5 protein-coding genes are annotated in these 12,912 nt (G+C 64.9%); all 5 read right to left on the bottom strand.

Annotation, left to right across the window (positions count from 1 at the left end; all coding sequences use genetic code 11):
• The coding region (locus FTE24_RS02370) for a glycoside hydrolase family 2 protein (RefSeq protein ID WP_160441621.1) at window positions 1-3,282 on the bottom strand (3,282 nt) is incomplete at its 3' end.
• 4 nt (window positions 3,283-3,286) lie between these two features.
• Window positions 3,287-4,045, bottom strand: coding sequence for a hypothetical protein (locus FTE24_RS02365; protein ID WP_150232463.1), 759 nt, complete (start codon window positions 4,043-4,045; stop codon window positions 3,287-3,289).
• Between the two features lie 21 nt (window positions 4,046-4,066).
• A complete protein-coding gene (locus FTE24_RS02360; RefSeq protein WP_150232465.1) occupies window positions 4,067-6,337 on the bottom strand; it encodes a helix-turn-helix domain-containing protein in 2,271 nt (756 codons plus the stop codon).
• Window positions 6,338-6,397: 60 nt separating this feature from the next.
• Window positions 6,398-10,771 carry an Ig-like domain-containing protein gene (locus tag FTE24_RS02355; protein WP_150232467.1) on the bottom strand — a complete coding sequence of 1,458 codons (4,374 nt, stop codon included), beginning with the start codon at window positions 10,769-10,771 and terminating at the stop codon, window positions 6,398-6,400.
• Window positions 10,772-10,943: 172 nt separating this feature from the next.
• The gene (locus tag FTE24_RS02350; RefSeq protein WP_150232469.1) at window positions 10,944-12,893 is read right to left on the bottom strand and encodes a hypothetical protein; all 1,950 of its coding nucleotides are present in this window, start codon (window positions 12,891-12,893) and stop codon (window positions 10,944-10,946) included.
• Between the last annotated feature and the right edge of the window lie 19 nt (window positions 12,894-12,912).

The following is a 12,912-nucleotide window of genomic DNA, read 5'->3' as shown; positions in this document are numbered from 1 at the left end:
CGCGCCCAGCAGGCGCACGGGCGGCTGCGCGCCGCGGGCGATCGGCGCGGAAGACCCGCCGGCCGAAGCCGCATGCGCCAGCAGGCGGCGCAGCAGCAGGGCGGCCTGCGGCACGGTCGCGAACCGGCTCGTCAGGCCGAGCTGGCTCGCGAGCAGGTAGCCCCGGCCGCCGCGGTATTCGAGCAGCGGCGTCCACAGATCGCCGCCGTCGCCGAAGTCGCCGGCGCTGCATTCCAGCAGCAGCCGGTAATCGCCGGCGGCCGGCTTTTCGAACGCGGCTTCGATGATCGGCAAAGGGCCTTCTTCGCGCAGTTCCGGGTCCCAGAACATCAAGTCTTCGTCGCGCAGACCGGCGAGAACCGGATGGTCGTAGCTGCCCGAATGGGCGCGGATAAACGCCCGCCGGCTCAGCGTCAGGCGGCCGATCGAGAACCGGTCCTGTTCCAGCACGAGCAGGCGGCCTCCCCGCGCCGCGAACTGCCGGACGCCGCGTTCGATCCGGCCGTCTTCGTCGCGGATGCAGCTGCCGACGACCAGCAGCGTTCCTGCCGGCAGACTCTCCAACGACTCCGCTTCCGCGATCTCGCAGCCGGGCACGAGCGTCCGCACGATGTCGTAATCGGCCTCCCCGCCGATATACCGGCAGGCGGCCGGGACCGGAACCGGTGCGCTTTTGATCCCGGCGGAGAAGATCCGGTACGGCATGCGGACTTCGTGCACCGCCTCGCCGTCGTGATACAGCGTCGCGGTCAGCTCCGCCGCCGCCTCGGCCGACCGCGCCTCGCTCCCGCCCCCGTTTGGCGCGCCCGCCGCGCTTGGCGGAACTTCCGCCGGCGTAAGTGACCGCGCCGTCACGGACTCCGGCATCCAGTCGAATGCCGCGACTTTGCGCTCCGCCGGCTGCTGCGCGAACTCCAGCGTCTCGCGGCGGAGCAAGCGTCCGCCCTGCTTCGCTTCGAACACGACCCGGACGCTCCGCGCATGCAGCGTGTCGTTGTGCACGTCGAAGCTGCGCGAGATGCGCGCGTCGTCATAGAAGCAGCGGTCGTATTCCGCCGCGACCAGCGCCGCCGGACGGAACGCTTCCTTCATGACGGCGAACGCCGGATTCGGCACGTAATCCGGGCTGCCTGCCGGCAGCAGGCCGTTGTTCAGCGTCAGCGAATACGCCGGAACGAACGCCGGCTTGACACCCGGCGTCTCCAGATCGTCCCACTCCAGCGGAATGTCCCGCTCGGGCATGGCGCGCATGAAATAATGCGCGAAGTTAAACGTCGAGATGCCGGACACGCCCTGCCGCCGCGCATATTCGACGAACAGCCGCTCTTTGTCGGCGAGTCCCCGCGCGGCTTCGTCGGTATGCCGGTACGCGCGGAATCCCGCGTAGACGCTTGCGTTCTGCGGACAAATGTACCACCAGCTTCCGTGCTCGCCGAACGTCAGCGGCACGCGGCGGTCCCACTGCGCGATCGTGCCGTCGATATTGTAGTGCCGGCTCTCGACTTCGGTCATCTCCCGGGGCAGCAGCCGGTTATCTCCTTCCGCCGCAATCAGCCGCGTCGGATCGAGCCGGCGCATCCGGTCCATCAGCGCCGGAATATGAAGCTTGAACGTCTCCCGCCCGTCGACCCAGCGCATCTCGTTCTCCACGCTCCACAGCACGACGGACGGATGGTTGCGATCGCGCAGCACGAGGCGCTCCACGTGATCGATACAGTCGGCCAGGTAATCGGGATGATCCGCCGCCATCGACTTGCCCGAGCCGTAGATCGCCGTTTCGCCGACGATCAGCATCCCCATTTCGTCGGCGATCCGCAGAAAATAGTCCGGGTACGGCTCCGCATGCAGCCGGATACAGTTGACGCCGACTTCCCGGCACATGGCGTACCAGGTGCGCACATACGCTTCCGTCTGCTGCGTCGGCCCCTGAAAATGCCACGAATCGCCCCGCAGCCTCAGCGGAATGCCGTTCAGCACGAACATCGGCCCTTCGCTCCAAAATTCGCGGAAGCCGAACGTTTCTTCCGCCCGGTCGATCGCGATTCCCTCTTCGCGCAGTTCCAGTTCGGCCGTATACAACGTCGGCGAATCCGGGCTCCACCATTCGGCGTCCGCCCAGTCCAGCCGCAGCCGCGCCATGCCGTCCATCGGACGGACTTCGTTCTCGCACAGCCGAAGCGAACGCTCCGCGCCTGCCCCCACGGCCGGCCCGACCGGCGCTTCCCCCGTCAAGACCGGCGGCCCGTCCGGCCGGTCCGAACGCCGCACGGTCAGTCTCACCGTACGTTCCGGTCGATCCGCGCCATTCGTGTCCTCTGCACGATCTACCTGATCCATACGACCTGCCAGATCCGCAAGACCTGCCTGATCCATGTGACCCGTAAGATCCGTACGACCCCCGACCTCCACCGGGGCCGTCCGCGCGATGTCCGCCCCGTCCCTCATCGCCGGCGTTCCCCGTTCGCCGACTCCGACGAACGCATCGATCTCCAGCCGCCGCTCCCGGACCGAAGTCCGGATCGCGATTCGTTCCAGCGCCGTATGCGGCAGACTTTCCAACCAGACGTCCTGCCATAAGCCGCGGGCCAGATACCCGAACCACGAGCCGGTCAATCCGGTCACTTTGACCGCGCCCGAAGGCAGGATGACCGGATCGAAGTTCGCGCAGACAACCTGAAGCTCGTGCGCCGCGCCCGGCCGCACCGCCTGCGTCACGTCCAGCCGCAGCGGCAGATAGCCGTCGCGCCACCGCGCAAGCAGCCGCCCGTCCAGATAGACCGCCGCCTGCTGCATCACGCCGTCCAGCCGCAGCAGGACGCGCCGCCCGGCAAAATCGGCCGGCACGTTCAGCGTCCGGCGCAGCACCCCCGCTTCGGCGCGGTCCCATTCCGGCGGATACCGAAACGGAGCGAACAGCTCGAAGCCGTACTCTTCGATCTTCCCGAACGTCCGCCCCGGCTCCGGCTCGTACGCGCCGCGCCAACTGGAAGGCACGCGCACTTTGTGCCGTTCGTAGACGACGTTCTCCGGCAGCGACAATCCGTGCGGACGATCGTAGAGCGGCATGAATTCCCATTCCCCGTTCAGGCTGATCCGGTCGCGATACCGATCACTCGCGTCGGACACCTCGATGACGCCGGTGACGTTGGTCATATCAGTAAAGTTGGCCGTATGGGTAAAGTTGATCGTATCAGTGACGTGGATCGTATCGGTCACGTTGATCGCCTCGGTCACTTCAAACGCGTCGGAAACTTTTCCGCGCCGCGCTTCTTTTTTCGGCATAAGATCAGTCCTCCTCCCTCTCCGTCAGCCGCGCTTCGAGTACCCGGTCCAGCTCAAGCCAAATCGTCTCGCTCTCCGGCGCGTCTGCCCATTCGATAAAATGCGGCCGCATGACCGCTTCCCAATCTTCGGGCGTGCGGCTCGTGTCAAGCGTCCCCGCGTAAGGCGCCGGTTCGACGAGAACAGGCCGTTCCGCATAGAAAAACAGCAGATTCTCATGCAGGCCGATGATCCCGTATTTGTTGCCGTCGCCCGGTTTTTCTTCCTGATATTGATAATGGTAAAAAACGTAGCCGGCGATCCGTTCCGGCCGCAGCCGCGCGAGGCGTCCGTAACCTTCCCGCTGGCCCCCCTGTCTCCACGGTTCGCCGTCCGCGGGACGCCGATAATGGAAAATGTCCGCCATCGGCGCGAACGGTCCCGGTTCTGCCTGTCCCGGCCACGGGGACAGCACGGACTGTGCTCCGGGAAACAAAGCGCCGAGATCAAACGGAGATTCCGCTATGGGTTCTGCGCCCAAAAGCGGAATGAGGTCCGCGGAAGTATTCGAATCCGTTCCCGGGCACGCTGCGCCGGCTGCCGCTTCGTCCGACCTTTCGACGTACGCGAACCAGTGTCCGTCCCCGCCGAACACGCCAATCCGCTCGACCGCGGCCTGGCGCATCGCCGATCGCAGTTCTTTTTCCCGCTTATTCAACTCCGAAAAATAGGTTTTCGCCGCATGGGCGTCCGGGCTCCAGGCCCGGTACATCCGCCTTTGCATGATCCTCTCCTTCCGAAAGCGTCAACGTCCTCCCGTCCGCCTCGTGTTGTCCTGCCGCTCTTTGCGATATTCGCCCGGCGTCAGGTTTTCAATCTTTTTGAACACCCGGATAAACGACATCGGATACAGATACCCGACTTTTTCCGCGATGCCCTGCACCGATTCGTCCGTCTCGACGAGCAGCCGCTTCGCTTCTTCCATCCGCAGCCGGGTCAGGTAATCAACGAATTTCTCGCCGATCTCTTCCTTGAAAATGCGGCTGATCGTTTTGGCGTTGCCGCCGAACGCTTCGCTGATCTGCGTCAACGAAAAGTCCGGATCGCCGTAATGTTCCGCGACGTGCGCCTTCATCCGGTTCGCCAGATCGTAATGTTCCCGGTTCATTCGCCCTTCGCGCAGCCGCTGTTCCGCTTCGCGCAGCGAATCGAGCAGCGGTCCTCTCAGCTCGCCGATCCATTCGAAATCGTCCGGCGAAGACGGAATGCCGCGCAGCTCGCAGCCGCTCCAGATCTCCTGCATCGGCGCGGGAAGTTCCTGCATTTCCCGGCCGAACTGCGCTTCGAACAGGCGCAGCAGGCGGACGATGTCTTCTTTGGAATAGCCGCCCGCCGCGATCTGCGCGAAGAAACGTTCGGTCGAACCTTCCCATTCCCCGCTGCCCAACCGGAACGCGAGCGCCGTCTCGCGCACCGTCTGCACGAGCGCATCCATGCTTTCGCCGCGCACCGCGTCTTCGCCGGCACGGCCGAACACATACACCCGCGCCGGGCCTTCCGCCACTTTGCGCTCCAGCGCGGCCACCGCTTTGCGGTACGAAGCCGAGAGGCCGGACAGGTCGTCCGCCGCTCCGCCGAAACCGAACGTCGCCGTGAACTTCACGTTCTGCTTCAGCCAGCCTCCCGCCTGCTGCGCCATCGCCGCAAGCCTCGCCGGGTCGAGCGGACGATCCGCTCCCGGACGCCGGCGGTACAGCAGCCCGAGCCGGTCCGGCCCGATCCACTCCGTCCAGAGCGGCTCGCCGCCTTCGTCGGCAATTTCCTGGATCACGCTGCGCAGCATGAACTTGAACAGCGCCAGATCGCGCGCGGAATGCTCCGCCGCCAGCGAAGCGTAAGCGTCGATCTCCGCCACGCCGACGATGCCGTCGACGCATTCGCCGTCCACGCCGACGCTTTCCGTTTCCCGGCTCCACTCTTCCGGCAGCATGTCGCGCGTGCCTTCGAGCAGTTCCTTGAACACGTAGGCGCGGCGATAAGGAAGTCCTTCCGCCTGCTGGCGTTCGTAATCGTTGGCCTGCCGGATCAGCTTCTCCAGCGACCGTTCGATAAAGGCGAATTCGTCGTCGTTTCGGCCCGGAGCCGGTATGCCGCGTTCCCGGTGCTGTTCGGCCAGCGCCGCAATCCGGTTCATGACCTGGGCGAGCGGCCGGTAATGCCGGTGGCTGATATACGTCATCGCGGCGATACCTCCGATCACGGCCGCGAAGCCGAGCAGCGCCCATACGTTGGCGAACACGGACAAGGTCGAGAACGCGCCCGCGCTGGCCAGCCGGACTTCGACGGTCCAGCCGGTGTACGCCGAGCGCAGCGCGATCTTCTGCCGGCCTTCTGCGTCGGAGCAGCTCGGCTCCGAACCGCCGATGATGCCGCCCGCCGCGTCCTTGATACAGACGTCCGCGCTGCTGCGGCTCATCTCGTGGATCAGCGACTGGATCGATTCTTTGCGCACGTTAACGGCGATCAAGCCCTGCTCTCCCGAAAAATACGGCACCTGCTTGCTCAGCGACACGACGGCGCGCGGCTCCCGGTCGCCGGGAAACAGCTTCATCTGCCGCAATCCGCTCCACGCCGGCGCGTCGGGCGCAGCGAGTACCCGTTCGACGAACTTGCGGTCGCCGAACGCCGGTAGCGTAGACGAGAACGACTGCATAAGCACTTTGTCGTCGGATTTGCGGTACAGGTAGACGGAATCGATCATCGGCTGCGGCGACATGAAATCGAGCAGCGCTTCGGTCACGCCGTAATCGCGATAAGGCGTCGAGAACGATTCGGCGAAAAAAGAGCCCACCCGGTCGTTCAGCAGCAGTCCTTTGATCGTCGGGGTCTCGATGCCGCGCAGCGCCGTATCGACGACCTGAAGGACGTTCTGCGCATAGATTTCGTTCGCCTGGAGCGTCTGCTTGCGCACCGTCTCGTTCAGCGTCATGAAAAAGACGATCATCAGGCACGACACGACGGCGAACAAAATCGGCAGATACGATAAAATCAGCCGGTACAGCCACTTTTTGTGCATGATCTACCTCCTTCTTGTTCGCTTGGCCGCCGAAGTGCCGGACGCGTTCGCCGTTTCTGTTCACTGGGACAATTCGGTCGCCCGCTGCCGGGAAATGAAGCCCAGATAACCGGCTTCGCCGATCGCGTCCGGCGACGTATCGAGATAATTGAACACTTCCTGTCCGTCGGACTTCAAGACGATCCGCACGCCGCCCGCTTCGCGGAACAGTCCCGTCTCAAGCGCATGCGGCTGGCCGAGCCCAAGCATCGTGTTCGGCACGCCGAAGCCCGCCGGACCCGGAATATGGTGATCCGCATCGACCGTGCCGTACAGAACCGTGCGCTTGCCGTTATTGAAGCGGTGCAGCTCGACGCTGCTTCTGCTCATGATCGCCAGATACATCGTGCCGGTCGTATAATTTTGCGTCAGGTCCTGGCTGCCCAGCATCATCGCATACCAGTTCGGCGAATCGGCCGCGTCGTCGATCCGCAGGTCGAATTCCAGCATCTCGTTCTGGAATTTGCGGTCCGCGTAAGCGAGATGCCCGGCCGGGGCGCGCAGCGACAACGTGCCGTTCTCCAGTTCGCGCAGCGCATTCGCGATCGGCTTCGCGTACCAGCCGGCCGGATCTTCGATCTCCGGCTGCAGCGAATGGACGTCGGCGCTTTGCCCGTCCCATACGCGAATCGAGTAGTCGGACGAGAACGTGCCGCCGCCCGGCAGGGAAGCCGTCAGCGTAAGCGTCGCCGTTCCGACCGCGTGCGCGGTCAACTTGCCGGAAGCATCCACCGTAAAGATCGCCGGATTGCCGCTGGCGTAAGTCACGGTGCCTATGTCTTCACGATCGCCGAACCGCGTCGTGCCGTACGGCTCCAACTGCCGCATCTGGCCGCTGCGAATATGGGCGATCCCGCCCGGATGACCTTCAAGCGCGATTCCTTCGAGCGCGTCGTCTACCTGCACCGACGTCTTCAGCGTGCGCAGCACGCTGCCTTCGAGAATCAGCACTTCGATCGTCGCTTCGCCCTGCGCGATGCCCGTCACCTGACCCTGCGCGTCGACGACGGCAACCGAAGGGTTCGAACTGCGGTAGAAGATATCGGCGCCGGTACTGCTGTACGCTTCGTCCTTGCCTCCGCGCTTGACCGGAACGAGCGGCATGCTCGCACCCGACGCCAGCTCGGCTTCCGCGACGCTCCAGCGTCCGATGTCTCCGTCGTTCAGGGTGTTGTAAGCGGATTCAAGGCCGGCTGCGGCGATGATCTGCTGCGCTTGCTGCGGCCAGTTCGCGTCCGGCACGACCGTATTGCCGGCAAATACGACGCCGGTGCCGTTATTCGTGTACGTGGCGGTCGTCGTGTAGTTGTTCACGTACTCCACGTCGTGAATCGAAGGTACGTAAGCCATCGCCCAGCGAATCGGGGACGTCCACGGCGGCGTGTCCTTCAGATCGATAACGTTGTGCTCGAACGTCCAGAACGCCGAGCCTTCGTCGGTATACAGCGCCGCGTTGGCTTCGAGCTGGTTGCGGATATAATTGCCGCGGACGATATTTTTGGCCGCCGCCGTGCCGCCGGTCGTGCCCAGCGTGTAGATCGCGCCTCCGTCGTGCAGCCCCATTCCCATTAAATCATAGATCAGGTTGTTCTCGATTTTTACATTTTTAGTAACGGGATCAAAATCTTTCGCCCAGCCGTATCCGATATGCACGCCGCTGTACGGCAGGTTGTACATTTCGTTATGGCTGATCTCCATATCGAGCGGATAACCCGCGGATACGGCGGCGGCCGATTTGTAATCGATGCCGATATCGTGGATGACGTTATTGACCACGTCGTCGTTCTTCATGCTCAGCCGCACATCGTCGGGATTGTAGACGCTGCGGTCCGACGAGTTCGGCTGGCCTACATTGACGGCTCCGCCGGACAGGTCGTAGAAGCGATTGCCTTCGATCCGGCTGTTCTGCACCCCATTTTGCAGCCGAAGCCCGGTGATGCCCAGCTTGGCGAACGTCGTTCCGGTAAAGTTGACCGTGTTCGCAAGTTCCACTTCGACCGCGGCGGGCGTCAGTTGGTCGGGCGTCTTGCTGTAGCGCAGATGATTGTTCTGCGCGTCGGAATGCCCGGCGTCCGTGCTCGGGCGCATCCACGTCGAATACATGAACGCGACGTTCTCGAAATTCAGGTTGCGCACGGGATTGTCCGCCGATTCGCCCGTGATCGCGGCCAGCTTCTCAAGCTCAGGCGCGATCACTTCGGCGCTGCCGAGGTCTTCCCATTCGCGCGGCATATAATACAGGAAGCCGGTATCCTGATCGTGATACCATTCGCCCGGCTCGTCGAGCAGTTCGAGCGCGTTCTCGTAATAGACCGGCAGCGTGGCCGATGTCTGCCCGCGGTCGTTGACGTTGATCCAGCCCGGATTGCGCAGCGTGATCTGCGCCAGGCCGTTCGCGGCCGTCACCGATTGCACCCGGACGCGGGAATTGGTCCAGGCGTCTTCGAAGACCAGTTCCAGTTCGTCCGCGTCGCTCCAGGAAGCGATCTCCGTATCGCGCGACGTGTAGCCGGTCTCCGTCTTGTTCGGACGGTCCAGTCCGCCCGCGCTGCGCGCGCGAACCGCGCGCACGCCGTCGACGAACAGCTGGCGCGTCGCCAGGCCGGTGCCGGCGTTCGCCCGGTAGATCCCGCTGCCCGGCTGCGTTTCGGTCCATCCTGTAATATCGCGTCCTCCGCTCACGACGGTCTGTTCGCCGCCGGCGCCCCGGTAGATCACGAAGCTGCCGTTCGTGCCCGAATCGGCCGGCGAGAAGTTCAGCGTCTCATCCAGCACGAACGTGCCCGCGCCCAGATGCACCACGATATCCCCGGTCATATCGTCGTTCAGCGCGCGTACTTCCTGCTGCGCGCGCCCGATCGTGGCGAACGGCGCCGCTTCCGTGCCGGCGTTCGTATCGCTGCCCTGCGGCGAGACGAACAGTTCCGCCATGACGGTCCGCGCCGTCACTTCGACCGGCGCCGAAGCTTGTACCGTTCCTTGCGCCGATACGGCGGCGATCGTCGTCTGCCCCGGCGACACGCCGGTCACTTCGCCGTACCGGTCGACCGTCGCGACCGACTCGTCGGCCGAACTCCAGAGCAGCTCTTCTTCTGTCGTGTTGGCCGGCTCGATCGTCGCTTTCAGCAGGACGCGCGAACCGGTTCGAACCGGTTCGGCCGGCGGCTGGATACTGAGGCCCGTCGCCGGAATGTCCGCGACGACGATCGTCGTCTGCGTCGCCGGAATCGGTTCGTCGGGCTGAGCCGTCACGGTCGTCGTGCCCGGCGCGATCCCCCGGACCCGGCCGTTGGCATCGACCGTGGCGATGCTCTCGTCGGCCGACGAGAAGGCGGCGTTGCGGTCGGTCGCGTCGACCGGATCAAAATCCAGCTTGACGTCGATCTCGCGTCCGGTCGCGACTTCGTACTGGGCCTGGGCGAACGAAGCGCCCGAAGCCGCCGTGTATCCGTTTACAAAAACGTCGTCCAACGACACGGACCCGGCGTTGTCTTTATACACGGACACATAGAACGACTGCATCGGTCCCGCGTTTTTCATCGCTTCCTTGGTCGCGAGGCGTCGTCCGTCCACGTCGAGATCGAACGTCTTGGCCGTACCGTTCATGGCGACGCGCACGTCGTACCAGGTGCCTGCGACAATCGGCATCAGCTTGGTCCAGCCGCTCACGCCCTGCTTCATGTAGCTGATCTGCCCGTCGTACACGGCGAACTGGACCATCGAGCCGGCTGCCGCGTTCGGCGTCGGCAGGTAGACGATCGCGTTCGTGGAACCGACGCTAAAGCTGTACGACAGCGTGCTTCGATCGCCGGTCACGGCGGCGCTGCGGCGGAAATTGTGGCCGCTTGCCACCGGGGCGGCCTGATCGATCTTCAGCACCAGACCGCCGCGTTCCGCGGATTGGGCGATCCGCGCCGTCACGCCGGGCGGCGGATTGCCGATCGTCCAACCGGCCGGCGGCGATCCGACGGTGCCGGATTCGAACGTATCGGCCACGATCGAGGCGGCCGACCGGGCCGCCGCAGCCGACGGATCTTCAGCCGGCGCAGGTTCCGCTTCGGCCGATTCCGTATCGGCGGGCGGTTCCGCAGCATCAGCCGGCGGTTCGGCAGCGTCGGCCGGCGGCGGCAGATCGGAAGCGGGCTGCGGATCGGCGCCGGATACGGGCTCTGATCCTTCGGCAGCGGCCGAGGCTTCGCCAGTAACCGAGGCTTCGGCCGCCGGCGAACCGTTACCGGCCGGCTCGGCAGCAGAACGTTCGCTCGGGGCGGACAGTGCCGGTTCTCCGGCTTGCGCATTCGCCTGTCCACTTCCCCAGGCGGCCGGCAGTGTGCCGGTCGTCACAACGGTCGCGATCGCGCATAATTGGAGCCTTTTCCAAAATTTCTTGTTCATGGTTCATCTCCTTCCGCGCATCGGCGGGATTGAATGGCACGGTCTACAGCTTGACGGTCCACAGCTTGAATGAAAGTCCGGGCGTCGTCGCCGGGATTCGAATGTTCGAATATTCGAATCTTCGGACGGAGCGCGGAATAAGGCCGATCAGGTCAGATCAGGTCAGGTCAAGTCAGATCCGACCCGGATGATGCGGATCGAGCCGCAGCGCGACCCGTTCCCGGCCGCTTTCCAGCAGCCGGACGAGCCGGATGCGTTCGTGCGGATCGCGCGGCACTTCGCGATCGTCCCACTCGCCGTCTTCGATGGAGACGACGTCCAGCCTGGCCCTGATCGCGGCTTCGTCCGCGGCTTCGTCCAGGCACAACACGGCCCAGCCGGCTTCAAGGCGCGGCGCGCAGGGCGTGCGCTCCGATGCGCCGCCGGCATGCAGCACCTGCCGCAGCTTCAGGCATCCGTCCGCCCCGCGTTGGGGGCGCAGCACGCCGGCATGCGGAGCCGCCGCCGCTTCCGGCGAAGCCGCTGCGTCCGCTTCGCCGGACCGGATGCCCCGCAGCGGCGCGATCGCGATCGCCGCGCCCGCATAGCGCAGCACATGCCAGAGGCGTCCGTCGCCGCCGCGCACTTCCAGTGTCTCGCCCGGATGGCGATGGAAGATCCATTCGTCGGCGATCTCGGCCGCCGGCTGGCAGATCGGCTCCAGCGTCCGAACGGCGAGCAGCGCGTATTCGTGCTGCGCCGCGTGCGTCCGGACAGCCGGGTACGGACGCTGCCCGAACAGCGATGGCATCAGATAGGCCGTTTTGTAGCTTTCGGCCGGATGCGTCCGCTCCGTTTCCCCGTCTCGGACATACCAGCGGGCATAGGAGACCTGGCCGCCTTCGGCCGCGGCCGACAGCGGAAAGCTTTGCCAGCCAAGCCCCCACGTCTCGTGTTGGTAGCTGCCCGGCATAATCGGAAAAGCGTTCAGGCTGCCGAGGCGTGTCTTTCGGCCGATCCAACTGTACGCGTACGCGTCGTCGAAGACCCGTTCGCGGCGCATGCGCGGAACGGGCAGAGCAGCGGAAGGCATGCTCGCTTCGCTTCGCGTTCCCTGCACCCGGAAGCTTGCGCCGAACAGCAGCAGCGCCGGCAGATCGTTGACCCCGAACGGAAATTCCGCCGGCGATTCGGCTGAGCCGTGCGGTGCTTCGTGCGAATCCGAACGTTCGGCGTCCGTTGCATCCGGGTCCGACTCCCCCGTCCCCGCGATCCCGGCGATCAACCAGGCCAGGCTCGGCCGCCGGACTTCGCCGCCGAAGTTATAACTGCGGATCGTCGGCACGAATTCGCCGCCGTCGTGAAACCGCAAAATCTCAAGCAGCGACGCGCGGTGCGCGTCCAGCCGCTCCGCCAGGCCGGGGCGGAAGTCCCTCAGCAGCGGCCGCGCAATCTCCAGCGCGTTCAGCATGACGCTCTGGTACACGAGGCTCATATTCTCGCCCCACCCCCAGCCGCGCCGGGTCGTATACTCCGCCCACCGCTCGAAATAATCCGCCGCAAGTTCTATCCGTTCGGCGTCGCCGAGCAGAAACGCGATCGCGAGCAGCATCGCGCCGTCGCTCAGCGTCTTGTTCGGATAATACAGTTCCGGCTCGCGGCATTCCCGCTCGAACCAGGCCGCCGCGGGGCGAAGCATGCCGTCGATCGCCTGCCGATGTTCGGCCGGCACGGCTTCCGGGGCGCGCAGCCGCAGCGACGCAAGCGGCATCAAGATGAAGAACGCGGCGTTCGAATCCTGCACGGCGTTCTCTTCCGCGTACCACCGAAAAGCGCCGTAATGAGCGTCGCCGCGGTCCGTGACCTGCAAGCGCGACAGCGCACGCAGCGTGTCCAGCCGCTGCGCGGCGGAACGCCGCACGATCGGCTGAGCGGTCGCTGCTTCCGGGCCGGTGTCGGCCGCAAGCAGCGTCTCGAGCGCGTAATATCCGGCGGAATACCGGCCTTCGTGGCAGTAAGGCAGATGGGCGATCTGCCGCGTATGTCCGGGCCGGTCGTAACGCACCAGCCCGTCTTCAATGACGATGGCGGCGGACGCTTCCGCATAAATCCGGCGCAGCGCGCGCCTTGTCCAGTCGTTCACGGGGGCGCCTCCTTTCTGT

The sequence above is a fragment of the Saccharibacillus sp. WB 17 genome (genome assembly GCF_008634075.2).
GTDB classification, from domain to species: Bacteria; Bacillota; Bacilli; order Paenibacillales; family Paenibacillaceae; genus Saccharibacillus; species Saccharibacillus brassicae.
The sequence above is the reverse complement of the archived record's forward strand: the minus strand, read 5'-3'. Positions and strand labels throughout refer to the sequence as shown.

Coding starts and splice junctions, on each gene's coding strand:
- FTE24_RS02355 (WP_150232467.1), bottom strand. CDS start 10,771: ATGAACAAGAAATTTTGGAAAAGGCTCCAATTATGCGCGATCGCGACC.
- FTE24_RS02360 (WP_150232465.1), bottom strand. CDS start 6,337: ATGCACAAAAAGTGGCTGTACCGGCTGATTTTATCGTATCTGCCGATT.
- FTE24_RS02365 (WP_150232463.1), bottom strand. CDS start 4,045: ATGCAAAGGCGGATGTACCGGGCCTGGAGCCCGGACGCCCATGCGGCG.